We start from the raw sequence: 16,588 nt of genomic DNA, 5'->3' as shown, positions 1-16,588 counted from the left end.
CTGTTTTATGTGCGGGGATTCTAATGACTGTAAGAATGTCGCTCATGGTGGTCGGGACCTCGTCCCATGTGGGAAAGAGCGTAACCGTTGCAGCACTCTGCCGGTGCCTGATCCGCCGCGGTTTCCGGGTAGCGCCGTTTAAGTCCCAGAACATGAGCCTCAACTCCTTTGTCACCGCAGACGGCGGGGAGATCGGGATGGCACAGGCAATGCAGGCCTGGGCAGCCCGGCTTGCCCCGGCAACGGACATGAACCCGGTCCTCCTCAAGCCCAAGGGAGACTGCGTCTCGCAGGTGGTGCTGTTCGGCCATCCGTATAAGGATGTCCCGATCGCAGAATATTATACAGAAACCCCGCATCTCCTCGAAGAAGCGGTCGCTGCATTCAGAAGGCTCGAAGCGGAGTACGGGCAGGTTGTTGTCGAAGGGGCCGGGGGTGCGGCGGAGATCAATCTCTATGACCGCGATATCGCAAACACCCTGCTTGCAGAGCGTCTCCGGCTTCCGATCCTCCTTGTTGCCGATATCGAGCGGGGAGGTGTCTTTGCCCAGATCTACGGCACGATACAGCTCCTGCCCGAGACCGTGCGGCCTCTTGTAAAAGGGATCATCATCAACAAGTTCTGCGGCGATCCGGCTATCTTTGCCTCGGGAATAACAAAGATCGAGGAGCTCACGGGCCTTCCGGTCCTTGGCGTTGTCCCGTATTTCTCCCTCCCGCTCCCGAGCGAGGACTCCCTTTCGATAGCCGATAAGGCCAGGAACAATTTCCCGGTCAGGATAGCCGTTATCCGGCTGCCCCATATCTCGAACTTTACGGATTTCGAACTCCTCGAACAGTATGCCTCGGTCGAGTACCTTCCCTGCGATGCAGCTCTCGAAGGTTACGATGCCGTCATCATTCCCGGCACCAAGAATACCATCGACGATCTCGCCGCACTCAAAAAAGCCGGGATGGACCGGCGGATCATTGCAGCGCGGGAAACGGGGATACCGGTGATCGGGATATGCGGGGGATACCAGATGCTTGGGACAAGCCTGGTTGACGACGGTTTCGAATCGGCGGCAGGAACGTATGCAGGTCTGGGCCTTCTCGACTGCGTTACCCGGTTTTCCTCCTATTCCAAGAACACCACGCAGGTCAGCCGCGGGGCGTGCCCGGTACCGCCGATCCTCTCGGCAATGGGCACCGTGACCGGGTACGAGATCCACATGGGCACGACCGGGGAGGGAAAGGATCGCGAGGCATTTGCCGGTGACGGGCGGGTCAGCCCGGACGGTCTCGTATTCGGGACTTACATGCACGGGCTCTTCTTAAACCCCTCTGCGGTCAATGCCCTCCTCGGCTGCCTGTATGCAAAAAAAGGACTCGCGTATACGCCGGTTCCCGCCGCCGGCAGCGACCCCTACGACGATCTTGCCGATATCTACGAGCAGCACGTTGACATGGATGCCATTGTCGCACTGATCCGGTGAATGGCGGGGTACGTTCACCCGATGATATCTGCAATATTATGGAACCCCTCTCCCTGCCGGTCGGCGCACCGGACTGCCTGGACAACCGAGAGATCGACCTCGCCGGTCACCTGGCATTTTACACAGTAGGCAAGGGACGGGGATTTTACGTACTGGTCCTTAATCTTAAATTCACGGCAGTGGATGCAGAGCCGGCAGTGGGCTACCGGCTCGCGTTTTTCCGGGAGGCACTGGACCGTGCCCTTCGTTACCTCAAGTTCGCGGTACGTATCGGATCCCATAAGCATTCGCTCGTTATCCCATAGGTAGACAGGCACTATACTTAAAGCAATTCAGCACCAAAATTACCTCCCATGAAGGTGTGTATTATGTGCGGGGGGGAAGGAACGCGCCTCCGCCCCCTCACATTCGAACGCCCGAAGCCCTGCATCCCGATTGTCAACCGCCCCTCCATCCAGCACCTGGTATCCCATCTCTCCAACCTGGGGTTCCGCGAAGTGGTGATGACGCTCGGGTACAAGGGGCAGGATATCGAGAACGCCCTTGGCGACGGCTCGCTCTTCGGTGTCGATATAACGTACGTCCACGAGAAGACCAAGCTTGGGACCGCCGGCAGCGTCAGGAATGCGAAAAAGTACCTCGACGGGCAGGACTTCCTCGTGGTGGGCGGGGACCATGTCACTGACTTAAACGTCCTCGAATTCTACCGGTTCCACCGGACCGAGAAGGCGATCACCTCCATCGGTCTCATCTCGATCGACGATCCCGGGGAGTACGGTATTGCCGAGATCGATGTCAACTACGAGATAAAACGGTTCAAGGAGAAGCCTGCCCCGGGAGAGATCTTCTCGAACCTTGCAAGCACGGGGATGTACGTCTGCAAGCCCGAGGTCTTCGACCATATCCCGGCAGGAAAGAAGTTCGATTTCGCCCGCGACCTCTTCCCGCACTTAATGGAGGAGGGAAAGACCCTCAAAGGCTGGCTTGCCCGCGGGAACTGGACCGATGTCGGCAGCCCCCACTCGCTCCGCCAGGCTGAGCGGTGGAAGCTCCAGGATATCATGACCACGGATATCATCGGCGACCTCTCCATGCACGGGGCCCATGTGCAGGGGCCGGTGCAGCTCGGGGATTCTATCACGCTCGGGAAGAACACGAGGGTGATCGGGCCGGTAGCGATCGGCTCCGGGACAACGATAGGAAACAATGTCCTGATCGGACCCTACACGAGCATCGGTGAGCGCTGTATCATCCGGAACAATGCGAAGATCTTCTCGTCATCCCTGTACAACCGTGCCGTGATCGGACCCAATACCACCATCTCGGGAAGCATCCTCGACAACGACACCCATGTCGGCGAAGGGTGCAGTATCGAGAACGACACGGTGATCGGCCCCCGGGTCGTCCTCCGCGACCGGGTGATCGTCCATTCAAAGACCCGGGTCTGGCCCGAGGTTGTTGTCTGCGACGATACCGTAGTAAAAGAGCATATCTTAAACGATAAGTTCGATCTCCGGTGCGAGGGATCGTAAAAACTATTTTTTTTATGGCCGTTTTACCAGTCGGTGCGTGATTGCAACGAGCGGGTGGCGGGCATAGTCCAGAACCTGCACATCGTCGAGCGTTTTTAAGTTCATCGTATTTGCCGTACGCTCCATCCCGAGTTCGATATCCTCGTTGATCTCGATGATGTAAGCATCAAGCGCAGTGATCCCGAGGCGTTTTGCCGCTACTGCCCGGTGGTGGCCGTCCACGAGAATGATCCGTCCCGGACGCCGTACAACGATGATGGGTTCGGCAAGCCCCTTTTTGATCTCGTAGATCCGCCCTTCCAGTTCGTCCTCGTAGATCTTGGACTGGGTCGGGAGAAGGTCCTTTACGGGCACGATGCCCCGCGTGAGGGTCGGGTCGACACCGTAGAGCTTCTTTAGGGTCGTCATGAAATTGAATACTTTTTCCGGGGAGACATGCTCGATCTGCGACCGGATCACATCGGAGTTCGAGATGATCCCAAGAAGGTGGTTCTTCTCGTCCACGACCGGGAGTTTCTGGATCCCGCTCCGGAAGATCACCCGTGCGGCATCGGTGATATCCATCTCGGGATCGGCTACGATCAGTTCGCCGGACATTGCCTGTTCTATCGTCTCGCCGGGCCTGACAAAGAGAAGGTCCCGGGCGGCGATATACCCGACCACTTTGTCGCCGTCCACGACCGGGAAGCCGTCGTGCTTGGTCTGCTGGATCTTCTCGATCACCGATTCTACGGTGCCGTGGAGATCGACGCTGACGACGTCGTAGGTCATATAGTCCTTGACCTTTTTCTTGTCCATCAGTACAGATTCCGGCGCGTATTACTTTAAAGGGATCGGTAAAATGCGTGGGCCGGTGAAAAACACCCCCAGTTCCCTCTCGCGTCCAGATGCCGGGCGGGGGACGCTGTTCGTGGGGGGGCATTCCCCCACGGCGTTCCCAAAACCTGTTTTTTTGCAATCCTGCGGTATTTCTGCCGGGTGCGGTCTTTTAGAATAGTTTATGACCGTTTGGCATGGACATAATAAGGAGGATTGTAGGAATGGGCACGAAAAAACAGGATGAAAAATCGAGAAAACTCTGGATAAAAATACTTGCCGTCGGGATCTGCGTGGTCTTTGCCGCAATGATGATCATCTCCGCCATGGGATCGAGCTGGATCTCGTCCCTTGCCGTGGTACAGCCGGGCGATGTTGCCGTTGTGGATTATACCCTGAAAGATGCGCACGGGAACCCCCTTGTCACCACGGATGCCACGGTGTACAAGCAGGCGCTCAGCTCCGGTTCGAATATCTTGTACTCTAAGCAGCTCACCGTGACCGCGAACCAGTCTGCGACATCGTCCGTGTACCCGGTCCAGGTGTACAGCGAAGGGACCGGCTGGTCGACCCAGTTTGCCCTGTTTGCAAACGAGTACGATGCGATCAGCAACGGGATTGTCGGGATGCGTGCAACAGGTCAGAAAACGATCCCCTTGACCGAGAGCAAGCCCATGACCCAGGTCTGGACGGCAGACCAGCTGGAAGCGCACAAGGTCAATTTCTCCGCCATGAAAGTCGGCAGTGTCCTTGCCCTCGGGGTCTCTTCGAATCCCCAGGCAGAATACAGCAACTCGACAAGCGACTATTACATGCGCCTTGGCGAGGTAACCAACAAGACCGCTGACGATATCACCATCGACTTTGCGTATCCCACCGTGGATATAACCGTCACCTCCCTCAATAAGGCATCGTCCTGATCGTACCTCCGGATAACCGGATCTTTTTTTTTAGCCAGCCTTTGTGTAGTGGTTGCCGTGCAGCCGTAACCGATAAAAGAACCGCTGCGGTCGGCCGGACTCGTGTACGCTCGGTTTTTTTGGCGGCCTGCCCGTTCCCGCCCCCTCCGGTACCCGCTCTTTTTTCATCCGACCCCCTGCATGCCATTTCCCGATTTTTTGCCCTAAACTCTCTTCGTAAAACTGCCCGTATGGTGCACCCTTTTTTGTCCGGTCATGCAGGGGGTCGGACCATATATTAGTGTACGAAAACGGGTTCCGGTATCCCTCCCGGGCCGCGATCGTTCCCCTCACATTGCCTGGTTTTACCGGGGTAAACCGGGTGGTGGCATCCCCCTCTTTTTGTTCCCCGGTCATGCACGAAACAAACCGGGCGGGTGCAGGGGGTCGGGCATGAAAATAGAGGCATCTTTCGGCAAATCCAGCGGGACCCCGCCAGCCCCGGCAGGGGTCTTTACGAAAAAAGCCAAAAAGATATTAAAAAAAAGCAAAAACAGCCCCCGGATCGGGGGGCCCGGGCAGGTTATCCCTTAACCCCGTAGACCCGTTTTATCCGGTGGGCCACGGTCTTCCAGGTATCTTTCCGCATCAGGGGCCCGTCGCGCAGCTTGATGTGGGAGATGACAAAGCGTTTCCCGTCAACAATATACTTTTCACCGACAGCGAACTCCTCCTCGCCATCGCATTCCTTGTACAGCGGGATGGTCTTCCTGCCATCGTGGATGGAGATCTTCACGACAACCCGGTCGATGGTCCGGGTCCAGAGGGTGGTGATATCCTTGACCTTTGCCCGCTGCGGGCGTTTCTCCCCGCATTCGATGGAGGTGACTTCGACCCCGTAGGCGTCGTCCCCGCTTTCGGCTACGAGATGATCGTCAACAGAGCACTCGTCGTCGGGATCGAACTCGATACTGCCGGTGATCGACGCTCCTTCCCGGGAAATGATGGTCTTTATCACAAGCGGCTTTTGCTCTTTCTCTTTGGGGATATGGTGGTGGTGCCCGCAGGCAGTACACCTGACAAGGAGGTCACGGGATTCACTTAAGACCTCGTGCTCGGTCTCCTCGTTGCACACGGGACATAAAACGGTGATAAACATTAAAATATGAATGGCACCCCCACATGATAAAACATGGAGGCACGGGAAACCATTGTATGCCGGGGCCACTCCCTTGTCCTTGGCACCCACCCGACGACATTCGAGGTGACCTGCGAGGAGCACCTTACCGAGAACGGCAACTGTATCATCGCGGTCGGCGCCGACAAGGGCTGTGCCGGGCTCTCCCCGGAATTCAGGGAGTGCCTTGCCCACGACGATGCGGTGCTCGTGACCCGTCTTCGTGCCGGAGGATTCGAGGCCGTGATCCGGTCGCGGGGTGCAGACGGCCTCCTCCTCAACCACCCGGCCGATCTGGTCTGGCGCCGGAGCACGTTTACCTGCGGGCGGACGATCGGGATCTGCTCCGATCAGGTGGCGGCAACGCTGCCCCGGGAGCTGATCGCTGCGCTCAAAAACGGTGCGGAGATGACCGTGACCCTGACAGTCACGCGTCCCGGGCAAGGGTCGTGATCTTCTCTTCTGCCGCGGCAAGCAGGGTCTCGCACTGCCTGACCAGCACTGCGCCCTGCTCGTAGAGTTTCATGCTCTCGTCAAGGCTCGTAGATCCGTCTTCGATCTTCTGGATAATCTCGCGTAACAATGCGATCTTTTCTTCATAGGTTTCCGTCATGGTCCACACGCTCCACAATCACCTTACTCCTGCCGTCCGAAAATCGTAAGGAAAGCCGGTCGCTGATGGCGAGGGCATCCACCGATGTGACAAGGATGCCGTCTTTTTCTGCAACGCAGTATCCCCGGGCAAGGAGTGCTTTGGGGCTCCTCCCTTCAAGCGCCGTCCGCAGGCCGGAGAGCACCAGCCGCTCGCGTTCGCACCGGGTGGCATATGCCCGCTCCAGCCGGTCGGCGAGATCTGCCGTGGCCTGCCGTTTCTCTTCCACTTTTTTCGCGAACCGCTGCGGGCGCAGCCGGTCCCTGAGGCCGGTCAGATCGTCCTGTGCCCGCGCCACCTTTGCCTGCAGCGCCGCGCCCATCTGCCCTTTTAGCTCGCGGAGCGCGAGCCGGAGATCCTTTTTGTCCGGCACCACGAGCTCTGCGGCAGCGGACGGGGTGGGCGCCCGGATATCCGCTGCGAGATCGGCGAGCGTCACGTCAACCTCGTGGCCGACCGCCGAGACTACCGGCACCGGGCAGGCCACGATCGCCCGCACCACGTCGGGGTGGTTGAAGGGGAAGAGGTCCTCGAAACTTCCCCCTCCCCGGGCAACGATCACCACGTCCACGTGCCCCGCAACCCGTTCGATTGCCCGGGCGATCTCGCTGTGCGCAGTCTCGCCCTGCACGGCAGTCGGGGAGATGACGATCTCCACCGGGTATCTCCGGGCAATCACGGTCCGGATATCGTGGATCACCGCCCCGGTCTCTGAAGTAACGACCCCCACCCGTGCGGGAAAGGCCGGGAGCTCCCGTTTCCTTTCGGTGGCAAAACAACCCTCGGCCGCGAGTTCCTTTTTCCACTTCTCCACGAGCAGGTACTTCTCCCCGGCCCCGCCCCGGGCAATCGATTTTACCTGTATCTGGTAAGTCCCGTGGGGCGCATAGACCCGGACCGAGCCGGCAATCGTCACTTCCATGCCGTCCTCCGGCTCGAAGGCCAGGCGATCAGCATCGGAACGCCACATCACGCACTTGATGACCGCCGCCGTGCTCCCCCCGCCTTTCTCCGAAAGGGAAAAGTAGAGATGGCCCCGGGAATGGTGCTTGAAGTTGGTCACTTCCCCGAGCACCCGGATATCCTGGAGATCCGGGCTGTCGAGCAGGGTCTCGATCCTTGCAGAGACCTCGGCTACCGTGAGCGGGGCATCCGTGACAGCCGGGGCTTCCGGCGCCTCTGCCGGCTCGTCGCGGTAGAACCAGTCCATGAAGGAAATATTATGCATGATTCCGTTTATCAATTAGTAGTATCATGACTGCCTTCGGCGTTTCGAGCATGTTCTTCCATGAATATACCACAGACGAGATCTTTTCGTTTGCCGCACAGGCTGGTCTTGACGGGGTAGAATACTGGCTGGAGACGCCCCACTTCTGGCTCCGCGATCTTCCCGCGGGCGAGGTGCTCGCTGTAAAAAAAGCGCATCCCGGGATCCACACGCTCACCGTCCACACGCCGGTCCTCGATCTCAATCCCTGCTCGATCAACCCCGATGTTGCGGAAGTCTCGGTGGACTGGGCGGTCCGGTCCCTTGAGATGGCGGGGATGCTCGGGGCAGCGGTGCTCACCGTCCACCCGGGACGGCGGACCGCAAAACGCCCGCCGGGCGATGCGGACTTTGCGCGGTTCGACCTGTATATCGGGAGGCTCCGCGAGGCAGCGATCAGAGATTCGGTCACGGTTGCGATAGAGAACATGGAGCCCGCGGTCAACTCCCTGATCTGCACGCCGGAGCGAATGCGCGAGGTGCTCGATCGCGAACCCTGGCTGAAGTTCACGCTCGATACCTCCCATGCCCTTGCTGCATCGGAGGAGACCGCGATGGAATATATCCGGCTCTGCGGCGACCGGCTCGCAAACGTCCATATCAGCCGGGTGGAGAAGGGCAGGCTCCACTTCCCCCTGGACGAGAGCCCGGCCATCGGGAATATCCTGGGTGCACTCCGCGACCGGCACTATGCGGGCGGCCTGATGCTTGAGATCGACGACCTCAACTTCGGCCGGCCGGTATCCTCATCCGGGAAGACTGCGATCCTCTCGCGGGACAATGCCTTCATGCGGGCATGCATGGCCCCCTAAAACAGACCGCCTGACACAACCCGTTGGTTTTATTAAATCACATCTCCCATAACTTCACTACCAAGAACTATTATGAACCAAGGAACCTGGCGTGTTTTTGCACGGCGTGAAAGAGGATGATTGAGGACTTTTTTTATCTCGTGCTCTTTGTCATCTGCGTCGTGCTTTCTGCATTTTTTTCAAGCTCGGAAGTCGCCCTGATCTCGATTACCAAAGCAAAGGTCAGGACACTCGTAAACGACAACAAACCCGGAGCGGCAGCGCTCGCAAAGCTCAAGGAGAACCCGGATCACTTCCTGATCACCATCTTAATCGGGAACACAATCGTCAACATCGCCGCAGCTGCGATTGCAACCGCAGTTGCGATCAGCATCTTCGGGAACATCGGTGTCGGGATTGCGACCGGGGTGGTCACGGTCGTCCTTTTAATGTTCGGCGAGATCGGCCCCAAGATCTATGCGTCCCGTGCCTCGGATACCTTCCCCCGGGCAGTAGCGCCGGTAATCCTTGCCCTGTCCCGCGTCCTTTCGCCGGTCATCTGGGCCATCCAGAAGGTGTACCCGTCCCGCGGCATGGGAAAGGATACCTCCGAACCCGCGGTCACCGAAGAGGAGATCAAGGAATGGATCGATGTGGGGAAAGAGGAGGGCACGATCGAGCAGGACGAAAAGGAGATGCTCTACTCGGTGCTCGAATTCGGGGACACTACCGCCCGCGAGATCATGACGCCCCGTGTCGATGTGATCGCCATGGAAGACACGACCACGGCGAGCGAGGCGATCCGGATCTTCAGCGAGACCGGCTTCTCCCGCATCCCGGTATACCACGAGCAGCTCGATAACATCACCGGGGTCTTGAACGTCAAGGACGTCTTCTCCGCCATGGCCTCGAAGAGGAAGGATCTCGCGATTACGGAGATCATGTACGACCCGACCTTTGTCCCCGAGACCAAGAAGATCGACGATCTCCTAAAAGAGCTCCAGGTCCACCGGGTGCAGATCGCGATCGTGATCGACGAGTACAGCAGCTTTGTCGGGATCGTAACGGTGGAAGATATCCTCGAAGAACTCGTCGGGGACATCATGGACGAGTACGACAAGGAAGAGCCGGACGTCCAGACGATCTCCGAAGGGGTCTATGTGCTCGACGCCCAGATGTGGGTGGACGATATCAACGAGGACCTGCACATCGGCCTCCCCACGAGCGAGGCGTACGAGACGGTCGGCGGCCTTTTGATCGACCGGCTCGGGCATATCCCCCAGCACCCGGGCGAGAAGGTAGTGATCGAGGCCGGCAGGATCACCCTTGTGGTCATGCAGATGCATGGCCGGCGGATCGTGAAGATCAAGTGCGTGGTACGCCCGGAATCGGCGGATAAGGACGAGCATACTGCGGAACGGTGAAGGTACCATGACAAAGCGGATCGTTGTTGTCGTATCGGGACGGGGGTCGAACTTCCAGGCCATCATCGGGGCGCTCCAGCGGGGGGCAATCCCCGCCGACTGCGTGGCGCTCGTCACGGACAACCCCAAGGCCTATGCGATCGAGCGGGCGAATGCCGCGAAGATCCCGGTCGTCATCGTCGATTACGGTGCATATGCGACCCGGGAGCTCTACGAGCAGGCGCTCCTTGCGGCGCTCAAAGAGCAGAACCCCGATCTCGTCGTGCTCGCCGGGTACATGCGCATCCTCGGGTCGGCCATTGTCCGGGAATATGCCGGGAAGATGATCAACATCCACCCGGCGCTCCTTCCCAGCTTCACCGGCCTCCATGCGCAGCGGCAGGCGCTCGAACACGGGGTAAAACTGGCAGGCTGCACCGTGCACTTCGTGGACGAGAGCCTCGACGGCGGCCCGATCATCCTCCAGCGCTGCGTCCGGGTACTGGACGACGACGACGAGGACACGCTCGCAAACCGCATCCTCATCCAGGAGCACATCGCGCTCCCCGAAGCAGTCCGGCTCTTCTGCGAAGACCGGCTCACGATCGAAGGCCGCAGCGTCAAAGTCCGGATGTAAGGGCCCGGCAGGCACGGTCCCGTTACCGGATAGTCCCGTTCTTTTAATAGTTGCGGGCGTCAATAGTATGACATCCTAGAGAAAGGGGCAGGCACAACAACCATGAAAGACCGACGCCGCATCCCCCCGGCAAAACCGCTGGCCCGCGAACGCATCGCGGTGCTCTTTGCCGAGGCAGAACGGATCTTTCCCGAGCACCCCGAATACAGCGACCGGTACGTGGAGATTGCAAGGAAGATCGCCATGCGCGAGCGGGTCCGGATCGATGCCGGGTTCCGGCGCCGGTACTGCCACCACTGCTACCGGTACCTGGTGCCCGGGGCAAACATGCGGGTCCGGATTCACCCGGGCCATGTGGCGGTCACCTGCCTGTCCTGCAAAAAGACAACCCGGTACCGGGTGGAGAACCATCATGACAACACCGAATGATCCCGGAATGCAGGACCTCAAGCCCACGGTCTGGATCGGAAAGCAGGGCTGCACCGAAGCAACGGTCGAGGAGATCGCTGCCCAGCTCAAGAAGCGCAAGACCATCAAGGTCAAATGGCTCCAGAACACCGAGGTCGACCCGGCAGCGGTTGCCGCAGCCGCAAAGGCAGAACTCGTAAGTGTCCGGGGAAAGACGATGGTGCTTGCCGAACGCGGCAAAAAACCAAAAAAGTAACTGTTTTATTTTCCCGGCGTCACCGGGGCTTCCGTGACCTCGAAATATATAAGAACCTCGCTACCCAATAAGTTAAGACTGTTATTTATTTTAAAGAACAGTGAGGACTAGTCATGACGACCGTATATGATGTCCCGGCCGACCACCTGATCAGGAAGGTTGCCGAGGAGCTCAAGAACCGGCAGGAGATCAAGCCGCCGGCATGGGCTGCCTTCGCGAAGACCGGGGTACATAAGGAGATGCCGCCCGAGGACCCCGACTGGTGGTTTATTCGGGCAGCAGCAGTGCTGAGACGCGTCTACGTCGACGGCCCCCTGGGTGTCGAACGGATGCGGAGTTTCTATGGCGGGAGCAAGAACCGCGGCTCTAAACCGAATGCTTTCCGGAAGGGCAGCGGATCGATTCTTCGTAAAGCTCTCCAGCAGCTTGAAGCCGCGGGCTTAATTATCCACGACAAGACCGGCCGCAGGGTTTCCCCTGCCGGCATGGCGTACCTGGACAACACGGCAAAAGAAGTGCTCGTCCACCCGCCGGCACCGGTCCCGAAGAGGGTAAAGCCGGTTGCCGAAGAGCCCAAGAAGGCCGAAGCCGGCAAGAAAGGCGGCAAGGCCCAAAAGGGCGGCGACAAGGCAGCCAAGTCCGACGATGCAAAGGGCGAGAAGAAGCCTGCAGCAAAGAAGGGCGAAGGCAAGAAAGCTGAAGGCAAGAAGCCTGAAAGCTAATCCAGGTGACATTCCATGGGAGACGACGAGCTCAGTGAAATCCGGAAACGAAGGATGGCACAACTCCAGCAGCAGGCCGGCCAGCAGGCAGCCATGCAGGATGAACTCGAACAGCAGCAGCGTCTCAAGCAGCAGGTGCAGATGGTGCTTATGCAGGTTCTCGAGCCCGATGCCCGGGAACGCTTAAACACCATCAAACTCACAAAACCTGAGTTTGCCGGCGCCGTGGAACAACAGCTTGTCATGCTCGCCCAGAGCGGGCGTCTCAAGCAGAAGATCACCGATGCACAGCTAAAAGACCTGCTCCGGCAGCTTGCGCCGGCAAAAAGGGATTACTCGATCACCAGAAAGTGATGAAAGCAGGAGTGCTTTACAGCGGCGGGAAGGATAGTTCCCTTGCAGCAGTAATGCTGGGTACGTATTACGAGGTTGAACTCAACACGTTTGTGTTCGACCGCACCCGCCTAATCCCTTCAATAGAACATGCCGCGCAGGTGCTGGGGTTCCCGTTGATAAAACGGGTATTTCCCCCGGGAATGGCTGATGAGATGGCAGAAATGGTGATTGCGGACGGGTATCCGAACGATGCCATCAACCGCATCCACCAGACTGCCATCGAGACCCTTGCCGGAGAGTATACCGTTGTGGGCGACGGGACACGGTTCGATGACCGGGTCCCGATGCTCGCACGGTCGCAGGTGCAGAGCATCTGCGGCAGGACCGGGAGCAGTTATGTGCGCCCGCTCCTTGGATACATGCGATCCGAGATCGACCGGCTGGCAGACCGGTACTTCCTCGTCGAGTACGGGGAGACCGGGACGATCCCAAACGGCGATTACGAATCCGAGATCAGGGCGGCGATATGTGCCCGCGGCGCAGATCCCGCCGCCCTCTTCCCTCCGCACCACGAGCAGTCCCTTGTGGTGGGAAAAAAGACAAAGTAACGGTGAATTTACTATGAGCAGGCTCAGCAAAGGCAGGAAGATCCGGCTCGCCAAGGCATGCGACCAGAACCGGCGTGTGCCCCAGTGGGTTATGATCAGGACGAAAAGAGCGGTTGTGTCCCACCCGAAGAGACGCAACTGGCGCAGAAGCCAGTTGAAGGTGTAAGATCATGGCAGACCAGATGCAGGAACACATCTATATTATCCCGCTCCGGGATGCGAGGCGAATGCCCCGGTGGAAGCGGGCGAACGGCGCTATCAAGGATATCCGCCGGTACCTTGCCAAGCACATGAAGACCGAGGAAGTCAAGCTTGACAAGTCCATTAACGAGAAGGTGTGGAGCCGGGGCAGCTCAAAGCCGCCGTCCAAGATCCGGGTCCGCGCCATGAAGATGGAGGACGGGCAGGTTCAGGCAGAACTGGCCCCGGAATCGTAAGCATATGGAACGCACGACCACATTTGCCGGGGACCCCAATATCGGGGTTTTTGCCCGGGTAGCAGGCGATATTGCGGTGATCCCGCCGGATGCGCCGGAGGAGTTCCGGGCCGCTGTCCGCGAGGGTCTCGGCGCAGAACTCGTAGTGACTACGATCCAGGGCAGCTCGATCGTGGGCTCGCTTGTAGCAGGCAACAGCCGGGGCCTCGTGGTCTCGGGGCTTGCAACCGATGCAGAACTTGCGGTCTTAGAGAAGCACCGTAAGGTCATGCTCCTTTCCGACACGATGAACGCGGCGGGGAACGTGATCATGGTAAACGATACGTTTGCCGTGGTCCACCCGGACCTTCCCGAGAAGATCGCCGAGGAGATCGGCGCATTTCTGGGGGTCGAGGTGATCCCCCTGACGTTCGGCGGGGTGCGGACGGTCGGCATGGCCGGTGTCGCAACGAACAAGGGTGTCATTATTCACCCGCGGGCAACTGCGCAGGAGATTGCACGGTTAGAAGAGATCGCGAAGATCCCGGTCGGGACCGGCACGATCAACATGGGCAGCGGCCTTGTGGGGACCGGCCTTCTCGTGAACGATACGGGATACATGGCCGGCAATGCGACGAGCGGGTTTGAACTCGGCAGGGTCGAGGACGTATTTGGATTTCTGGAGTAATTATCATGGCAGCAGAGCAGAAGTTTGAAGTGAAAGGTACCTTCCTGATGGGCGAAGACTGGATGCCCTACACGAAAGTTATTGCAGCGCCCAATGCCAAGCAGGCGGAAGAGCGGACGTTTGCGGTTATCGGCAGCAAGCACAAGCTTGCCCGCCGCTACATCAAGATCTCCGGTGTTTCACCGGTTAAAGAGTAAATCTCATTTTTTTCCGGGAGCCCGGTGCAGGTCACCGGGAGTTTTCGGAATTCCTGTTCTCCTTGATCAAATTCTGACGGGATTTGTGTCCCGAGAGGATTTCATCGATGCATTATGATGATTTTTTAGGATGTTTTGTCCAGATGTCCTTTTATTATGGCGATAATGAAGAATGCGATTGAGATGAGGAGAAATGCGGCAAGGACTGCCGAGAACCCTTGGAAACTGTACGAGCCCCTCTGGATTTTCATTGATGAATTAACAAACAGGAATCCAAAATAGATAACCGCCAGTCCCCCGGTTAACCGATCCCGCCGGGGGAAGAGGACGAATGCTGCTGCAAGCAGGGCCGCTGTGAGCCAGGTTGCACCAAGGGCGATACCGGCCGGAAGACCATCCAGCTTGATCCCAAAGAACCATGTTTCCCAGTTTATCACAAAGATAAACAGGGTGGCAAGTGCAAAGAGGGCGAGAAGCCCGAGCACGCAATACTTCAGGATTTTTTCAATCTGGTCAATCATGGTTTAATCCTTTACCGGAATGGCAATTCATGGTTAAGGTTCTATATCCGAAGACAATCAGGGCATAGTATCCTTGGCAATATCCGATTTCAAAAAACTCATTCGGATAAATTTACATGGGACACTCTTTATGTTGAATGTTTTTCCCCGTGAGGAGAGACGGTCGTATATCGTGTTGACAACGGACTGATTTACTTCCCATGTCTCATCTATCATTACAGCAACTGAACCATTCCCCTCCTTCCCAAATCCGATTACTGGTCCGTCGGGATAATGATAGGGCTGGATATCCGCTTCGGATGCAATAATAAATGAATCCATGAGATTCGGATTCTCTAAAAAAACCGTTCGATCCGGGTTTGTCTCATTTAAACCAAATGACGCAATGACTCGTTCCTCCGGGGCAGGAAATGTATAGATCTCATTCATCTTCGTGTTTCCGTGCTGGTTCATTGTAAAGGTAGCAACTGCAACCAGACTTACAATTATGCCTAGTGTAATTATCCCGATGTTTACATACCGGTTCATTCTCTCCCCTCAATCACCTTAAAAAATAAAAATGGTTTTTATTCGGTCAACGGTGTTATTCAATTCAGATCACCTATTCCTACATCAAATCCCTTTCTATTTATTATCGAGAAATTTTTGTTTGATTTCACCCGAACGCCAAATACAGGAAGTACACCCCGATAGCAATAATGGCGATCCCGATCACCCGGTCGGCAAGCTCGCCGCTGACGTTCGCTTTTTCCTTGATCTTCTTCCCGACCGCACCGCCGGCCGAGCTGATGACTATGAGCGGGATGCTCATCCCTACTGCGTAGACAAGGATGGTAAAGACTCCCTGCACCGCGGTCTGGGAGAGGGCGATGTAGGTGAGGACAACGATGAGCATGGGCGCTCCCCGCCCGATGGTGATCGCCCCGAACGAGAGGCCGAGAAGGAAGGCACCGGTGACCGTGTAGGAGACCGGGGCCCGGAGCCGGGAGAAGATGCTTTTTATGGGCGGTTTGTAGAGGTGGAGGAGCTGGAAGCCCATGAGGATGAGGAGGACGCCGCCGATACACCAGGCAATGGTGCTGTTTAAGAAGAGGAGGTAATGGCCGAGGAACCCGGCGACAAGCCCGAGCGGGAGGAGGACAAGGATGGTGCCGAGGGTAAACGCGAGGACGAGCCGGAGGATGGCGGAGAGGGAGAGTTTGGTGGCGCCGCTCGTGAGGTACCCGATGAGGCCGAGGCAGAGGACGCTGTTGCACGGGCAGATGCCGGCAATAAGGCCGAAGACGAAGATCCCGAGGAGCGAGGGGTCGAAGGCGGGCATTGGTTGAGAATTGTCCGGAACAGGGAAAAATAATTCGGAATGGGGAGGGAATCCTGTGCCGGCCAGTGATTACGTTCTGCTCTGATGGGTCTATTGTGTACACAATTCCCTCAGGTCCGGACCCCCCCGTACGAACTGATGGGGGAGGGGGGTACCCCCCACCGGGCCCGGCACATGGGGGGGAGGGTGACCCCCTCTTAGAAAAAACGAAGGAGGGGGGGGTGGGGGCCACCCCCTTCCCCTTTTGTCCGCAAAACCGGTCGTGTTCTCCAAAATCCCGGCCTGTATTTCGCATGGAACCACGACGGAAAAGCCAAATGTGGCAGGGTCATCATTTTTGATGAGGGGGGTTGTTTTGGGGCGGGTGGGGGGGGGGGGGGCCCCCCCGGCCCCCCCCCCCCGCCCCCCCGCCCCCCCCCGCCGGGGTGGGGGAAGAGGGGGCGGGGCCCCCCCTCCCCCCCCCCCC

The 16,588-nt window shown here is 58.0% G+C and carries 24 protein-coding genes; 16 read left to right on the top strand and 8 right to left on the bottom strand.

Annotated features, from left to right (window positions below):
• Positions 1–35: 35 nt before the first annotated feature.
• Positions 36–1,475 carry a cobyric acid synthase gene (locus BP758_RS05370; protein ID WP_292369976.1) on the top strand — a complete coding sequence of 480 codons (1,440 nt, stop codon included), beginning with the start codon at positions 36–38 and terminating at the stop codon, positions 1,473–1,475.
• Positions 1,476–1,489: 14 nt separating this feature from the next.
• Here BP758_RS05370 and BP758_RS05365 read toward each other — a convergent pair whose 3' ends face one another.
• On the bottom strand, positions 1,490–1,762 hold the full coding sequence (locus BP758_RS05365) for a hypothetical protein (RefSeq protein ID WP_292369454.1): 273 nt from the start codon (positions 1,760–1,762) through the stop codon (positions 1,490–1,492).
• A gap of 66 nt (positions 1,763–1,828) precedes the next feature.
• Here BP758_RS05365 and BP758_RS05360 point away from each other — a divergent pair, with 66 nt between their 5' ends.
• Complete coding sequence (locus tag BP758_RS05360; protein WP_292369452.1) at positions 1,829–3,007, top strand: NDP-sugar synthase; 1,179 nt, start codon at positions 1,829–1,831, stop codon at positions 3,005–3,007.
• Between the two features lie 12 nt (positions 3,008–3,019).
• Here the strand turns inward: BP758_RS05360 and BP758_RS05355 are convergent, their stop codons facing one another.
• The gene (locus tag BP758_RS05355; protein WP_292369450.1) at positions 3,020–3,805 is read right to left on the bottom strand and encodes a CBS domain-containing ParB/RepB/Spo0J family partition protein; all 786 of its coding nucleotides are present in this window, start codon (positions 3,803–3,805) and stop codon (positions 3,020–3,022) included.
• Between the two features lie 242 nt (positions 3,806–4,047).
• Here BP758_RS05355 and BP758_RS05350 point away from each other — a divergent pair, with 242 nt between their 5' ends.
• Complete coding sequence (locus BP758_RS05350) at positions 4,048–4,743, top strand: hypothetical protein (RefSeq protein WP_292369448.1); 696 nt, start codon at positions 4,048–4,050, stop codon at positions 4,741–4,743.
• A gap of 562 nt (positions 4,744–5,305) precedes the next feature.
• On the opposite strand, the gene BP758_RS05345 is transcribed toward BP758_RS05350, so the two are convergent.
• Positions 5,306–5,881, bottom strand: a complete 576-nt coding sequence (locus tag BP758_RS05345) for an HVO_0476 family zinc finger protein (RefSeq protein WP_292369446.1) — start codon at positions 5,879–5,881, stop codon at positions 5,306–5,308.
• Between the two features lie 33 nt (positions 5,882–5,914).
• Here BP758_RS05345 and BP758_RS05340 point away from each other — a divergent pair, with 33 nt between their 5' ends.
• Positions 5,915–6,352, top strand: coding sequence for a DUF371 domain-containing protein (locus BP758_RS05340; protein WP_292369444.1), 438 nt, complete (start codon positions 5,915–5,917; stop codon positions 6,350–6,352).
• Here BP758_RS05340 and xseB read toward each other — a convergent pair.
• Together xseB and xseA are read right to left on the bottom strand one after the other, a co-directional pair.
• Positions 6,327–6,512, bottom strand: coding sequence for an exodeoxyribonuclease VII small subunit (gene xseB, locus BP758_RS05335; protein ID WP_292369442.1), 186 nt, complete (start codon positions 6,510–6,512; stop codon positions 6,327–6,329). The two genes, BP758_RS05340 and xseB, sit on opposite strands and share 26 nt — an antisense overlap.
• Positions 6,496–7,761, bottom strand: a complete 1,266-nt coding sequence (gene xseA, locus BP758_RS05330) for an exodeoxyribonuclease VII large subunit (RefSeq protein ID WP_292369440.1) — start codon at positions 7,759–7,761, stop codon at positions 6,496–6,498. The genes xseB and xseA overlap by 17 nt, the downstream gene beginning before the upstream one ends.
• Before the next feature lie 44 nt (positions 7,762–7,805).
• Here xseA and BP758_RS05325 point away from each other — a divergent pair, with 44 nt between their 5' ends.
• The 12 genes from BP758_RS05325 (at position 7,806) to rpl18a (ending at position 14,280) form a co-directional block, all read left to right on the top strand.
• Positions 7,806–8,630, top strand: coding sequence for a sugar phosphate isomerase/epimerase family protein (locus BP758_RS05325; RefSeq protein ID WP_292369438.1), 825 nt, complete (start codon positions 7,806–7,808; stop codon positions 8,628–8,630).
• Between the two features lie 116 nt (positions 8,631–8,746).
• Positions 8,747–10,033: a hemolysin family protein gene (locus BP758_RS05320; protein WP_292369436.1), complete on the top strand. Its 1,287-nt coding sequence runs from the start codon at positions 8,747–8,749 to the stop codon at positions 10,031–10,033.
• Positions 10,034–10,040: 7 nt separating this feature from the next.
• Positions 10,041–10,649 (top strand): phosphoribosylglycinamide formyltransferase, encoded by a 609-nt coding sequence (purN, locus tag BP758_RS05315; protein ID WP_292369434.1) that lies wholly within the window; start codon positions 10,041–10,043, stop codon positions 10,647–10,649.
• Between the two features lie 102 nt (positions 10,650–10,751).
• Entirely contained in the window at positions 10,752–11,078 is a 327-nt protein-coding gene (locus tag BP758_RS05310) for a ribonuclease P protein component 4 (protein WP_292369432.1), read from the top strand.
• A complete protein-coding gene (locus tag BP758_RS05305; RefSeq protein ID WP_292369430.1) occupies positions 11,062–11,313 on the top strand; it encodes a YhbY family RNA-binding protein in 252 nt (83 codons plus the stop codon). The genes BP758_RS05310 and BP758_RS05305 overlap by 17 nt, the downstream gene beginning before the upstream one ends.
• 113 nt (positions 11,314–11,426) lie before the next feature.
• Positions 11,427–12,035 carry a 30S ribosomal protein S19e gene (locus BP758_RS05300; protein ID WP_292369428.1) on the top strand — a complete coding sequence of 203 codons (609 nt, stop codon included), beginning with the start codon at positions 11,427–11,429 and terminating at the stop codon, positions 12,033–12,035.
• A 15-nt stretch (positions 12,036–12,050) separates the two neighbouring features.
• Positions 12,051–12,389 carry a DNA-binding protein gene (locus tag BP758_RS05295; RefSeq protein ID WP_292369426.1) on the top strand — a complete coding sequence of 113 codons (339 nt, stop codon included), beginning with the start codon at positions 12,051–12,053 and terminating at the stop codon, positions 12,387–12,389.
• Positions 12,389–12,979, top strand: a complete 591-nt coding sequence (locus tag BP758_RS05290; protein WP_292369424.1) for a DUF7411 family protein — start codon at positions 12,389–12,391, stop codon at positions 12,977–12,979. Before BP758_RS05295 ends, BP758_RS05290 begins: the two co-directional genes overlap by 1 nt.
• A gap of 13 nt (positions 12,980–12,992) precedes the next feature.
• Positions 12,993–13,145, top strand: a complete 153-nt coding sequence (locus tag BP758_RS05285) for a 50S ribosomal protein L39e (protein ID WP_292369422.1) — start codon at positions 12,993–12,995, stop codon at positions 13,143–13,145.
• A gap of 4 nt (positions 13,146–13,149) precedes the next feature.
• Complete coding sequence (locus BP758_RS05280; RefSeq protein ID WP_292369420.1) at positions 13,150–13,416, top strand: 50S ribosomal protein L31e; 267 nt, start codon at positions 13,150–13,152, stop codon at positions 13,414–13,416.
• A gap of 4 nt (positions 13,417–13,420) precedes the next feature.
• The gene (locus tag BP758_RS05275; protein ID WP_292369418.1) at positions 13,421–14,083 is read left to right on the top strand and encodes a translation initiation factor IF-6; all 663 of its coding nucleotides are present in this window, start codon (positions 13,421–13,423) and stop codon (positions 14,081–14,083) included.
• Between the two features lie 5 nt (positions 14,084–14,088).
• Positions 14,089–14,280 carry a 50S ribosomal protein L18Ae gene (gene rpl18a, locus BP758_RS05270; RefSeq protein WP_292369416.1) on the top strand — a complete coding sequence of 64 codons (192 nt, stop codon included), beginning with the start codon at positions 14,089–14,091 and terminating at the stop codon, positions 14,278–14,280.
• 125 nt (positions 14,281–14,405) lie between these two features.
• Here the strand turns inward: rpl18a and BP758_RS05265 are convergent, their stop codons facing one another.
• From BP758_RS05265 to BP758_RS05255, 3 genes are all read right to left on the bottom strand, one after another.
• A complete protein-coding gene (locus tag BP758_RS05265) occupies positions 14,406–14,801 on the bottom strand; it encodes a hypothetical protein (RefSeq protein ID WP_292369414.1) in 396 nt (131 codons plus the stop codon).
• 57 nt (positions 14,802–14,858) lie between these two features.
• Positions 14,859–15,329: a hypothetical protein gene (locus tag BP758_RS05260; RefSeq protein WP_292369412.1), complete on the bottom strand. Its 471-nt coding sequence runs from the start codon at positions 15,327–15,329 to the stop codon at positions 14,859–14,861.
• A gap of 127 nt (positions 15,330–15,456) precedes the next feature.
• Entirely contained in the window at positions 15,457–16,122 is a 666-nt protein-coding gene (locus tag BP758_RS05255) for a cytochrome c biogenesis CcdA family protein (RefSeq protein ID WP_292369410.1), read from the bottom strand.
• Positions 16,123–16,588 lie beyond the last annotated feature (466 nt).

It is taken from the genome of Methanoregula sp. UBA64, from assembly GCF_002502735.1.
In the GTDB taxonomy this organism is placed as follows: domain Archaea; phylum Halobacteriota; class Methanomicrobia; order Methanomicrobiales; family Methanospirillaceae; genus Methanoregula.
The sequence above is the reverse complement of the archived record's forward strand: the minus strand, read 5'-3'. Positions and strand labels throughout refer to the sequence as shown.

What these genes read in the sequence shown, in the direction of transcription:
- BP758_RS05255 (WP_292369410.1), bottom strand. Translation starts at nt 16,122, where the DNA reads ATGCCCGCCTTCGACCCCTCGCTCCTCGGGATCTTCGTCTTCGGCCTT.
- BP758_RS05310 (WP_292369432.1), top strand. Translation starts at nt 10,752, where the DNA reads ATGAAAGACCGACGCCGCATCCCCCCGGCAAAACCGCTGGCCCGCGAA.
- rpl18a (WP_292369416.1), top strand. Translation starts at nt 14,089, where the DNA reads ATGGCAGCAGAGCAGAAGTTTGAAGTGAAAGGTACCTTCCTGATGGGC.
- BP758_RS05300 (WP_292369428.1), top strand. Translation starts at nt 11,427, where the DNA reads ATGACGACCGTATATGATGTCCCGGCCGACCACCTGATCAGGAAGGTT.
- BP758_RS05295 (WP_292369426.1), top strand. Translation starts at nt 12,051, where the DNA reads ATGGGAGACGACGAGCTCAGTGAAATCCGGAAACGAAGGATGGCACAA.
- xseA (WP_292369440.1), bottom strand. Translation starts at nt 7,761, where the DNA reads ATGGACTGGTTCTACCGCGACGAGCCGGCAGAGGCGCCGGAAGCCCCG.
- BP758_RS05325 (WP_292369438.1), top strand. Translation starts at nt 7,806, where the DNA reads ATGACTGCCTTCGGCGTTTCGAGCATGTTCTTCCATGAATATACCACA.
- BP758_RS05340 (WP_292369444.1), top strand. Translation starts at nt 5,915, where the DNA reads ATGGAGGCACGGGAAACCATTGTATGCCGGGGCCACTCCCTTGTCCTT.
- BP758_RS05265 (WP_292369414.1), bottom strand. Translation starts at nt 14,801, where the DNA reads ATGATTGACCAGATTGAAAAAATCCTGAAGTATTGCGTGCTCGGGCTT.
- BP758_RS05260 (WP_292369412.1), bottom strand. Translation starts at nt 15,329, where the DNA reads ATGAACCGGTATGTAAACATCGGGATAATTACACTAGGCATAATTGTA.
- BP758_RS05305 (WP_292369430.1), top strand. Translation starts at nt 11,062, where the DNA reads ATGACAACACCGAATGATCCCGGAATGCAGGACCTCAAGCCCACGGTC.
- BP758_RS05350 (WP_292369448.1), top strand. Translation starts at nt 4,048, where the DNA reads ATGGGCACGAAAAAACAGGATGAAAAATCGAGAAAACTCTGGATAAAA.
- BP758_RS05285 (WP_292369422.1), top strand. Translation starts at nt 12,993, where the DNA reads ATGAGCAGGCTCAGCAAAGGCAGGAAGATCCGGCTCGCCAAGGCATGC.
- purN (WP_292369434.1), top strand. Translation starts at nt 10,041, where the DNA reads ATGACAAAGCGGATCGTTGTTGTCGTATCGGGACGGGGGTCGAACTTC.
- BP758_RS05280 (WP_292369420.1), top strand. Translation starts at nt 13,150, where the DNA reads ATGGCAGACCAGATGCAGGAACACATCTATATTATCCCGCTCCGGGAT.
- BP758_RS05355 (WP_292369450.1), bottom strand. Translation starts at nt 3,805, where the DNA reads ATGGACAAGAAAAAGGTCAAGGACTATATGACCTACGACGTCGTCAGC.
- BP758_RS05275 (WP_292369418.1), top strand. Translation starts at nt 13,421, where the DNA reads ATGGAACGCACGACCACATTTGCCGGGGACCCCAATATCGGGGTTTTT.
- BP758_RS05370 (WP_292369976.1), top strand. Translation starts at nt 36, where the DNA reads ATGTCGCTCATGGTGGTCGGGACCTCGTCCCATGTGGGAAAGAGCGTA.
- xseB (WP_292369442.1), bottom strand. Translation starts at nt 6,512, where the DNA reads ATGACGGAAACCTATGAAGAAAAGATCGCATTGTTACGCGAGATTATC.
- BP758_RS05365 (WP_292369454.1), bottom strand. Translation starts at nt 1,762, where the DNA reads ATGCTTATGGGATCCGATACGTACCGCGAACTTGAGGTAACGAAGGGC.
- BP758_RS05360 (WP_292369452.1), top strand. Translation starts at nt 1,829, where the DNA reads ATGAAGGTGTGTATTATGTGCGGGGGGGAAGGAACGCGCCTCCGCCCC.
- BP758_RS05345 (WP_292369446.1), bottom strand. Translation starts at nt 5,881, where the DNA reads ATGTTTATCACCGTTTTATGTCCCGTGTGCAACGAGGAGACCGAGCAC.
- BP758_RS05320 (WP_292369436.1), top strand. Translation starts at nt 8,747, where the DNA reads ATGATTGAGGACTTTTTTTATCTCGTGCTCTTTGTCATCTGCGTCGTG.
- BP758_RS05290 (WP_292369424.1), top strand. Translation starts at nt 12,389, where the DNA reads ATGAAAGCAGGAGTGCTTTACAGCGGCGGGAAGGATAGTTCCCTTGCA.